Here is a 1,005-nt window from a genome sequence, read left to right as displayed (position 1 = left end):
CCTTGGGCTCGGATTCGGTCGGTTCCACCATCAGCGTGCCCGCCACCGGCCAGGACATGGTCGGGGCGTGGAAGCCCGAGTCGACCAGACGCTTGGCAACATCGTCCACGGTGACGTTGCCGTCATCTGCCAGCGGACGGGTGTCCAGGATGCACTCATGCGCCACACGGCCCGTTTCCGAGGTGTAGAGGATCTTGTAGGCATCCTTGAGGCGCGCAGCGATGTAGTTGGCGTTAAGGATCGCCACTTTGGTCGCTTGGGTCAGGCCTTCGCCGCCCATCAGAAGGCAGTAGGCCCAGGATACTGGCAGGATCGAGGGCGAACCGAACGGAGCTGCTGAAACCGGCCCCACGGCAGTGCCGTATTCCGGGTGGCCCGGCAAGTGCTCGGTCAGGTGCGCCTTGACGCCGATCGGACCCATGCCGGGGCCGCCGCCACCGTGCGGAATGCAGAAGGTCTTGTGCAGGTTCAGGTGCGAAACGTCGCCGCCGATCTTGCCCGGCTGGGCGAGACCCACCATGGCGTTCATGTTGGCGCCGTCGATATAGACCTGACCGCCATGATCATGGGTGATCTGGCAGACGTCCTGCACGGTTTCTTCAAACACACCGTGGGTCGACGGGTAGGTGATCATGCAGGCCGCGAGGTTGTCGCTGTGCTGCTCTGCCTTGGCCCGGAAGTCGGCGACGTCGATGTTGCCGCTGTCGTCCGCTTTGACCGGGATCACCTTGTAGCCCACCATCTGTGCCGACGCCGGGTGAAATGGGTGCTGACATTGCCATAGGCTCGACCCAGCGCTTTGGTGTTCCGATGGGTTACGGCGGCCCGCACGCGGCTTATATGGCAACCACCGACAAGCTGAAGCGCGCCATGCCCGGCCGCATCATCGGTGTGTCGGTCGATGCACGCGGCAACAAGGCCTACCGCCTGGCGCTGCAGACCCGCGAACAGCACATCCGCCGCGAAAAAGCCAACTCCAACGTCTGTACCGCACAGGCGCTGCTG

2 pseudogenes are annotated in these 1,005 nt (G+C 63.9%); one reads left to right on the top strand and one right to left on the bottom strand.

The features are described 5' to 3' along the window. A pseudogene (locus A2I95_RS42375) lies at positions 1–760 on the bottom strand (glycine dehydrogenase (aminomethyl-transferring)); the annotation flags it as partial. Between A2I95_RS42375 and A2I95_RS42370 the strand changes: the two are divergent. Then, positions 751–1,005, top strand: a pseudogene (locus A2I95_RS42370) (hypothetical protein); the annotation flags it as partial. The pseudogenes A2I95_RS42375 and A2I95_RS42370 overlap by 10 nt on opposite strands.

The organism is Leisingera sp. F5 (assembly GCF_001593695.1).
Note: the sequence above shows the minus strand (reverse complement) of the source record. Positions and strands in the feature narration are given on the sequence as shown.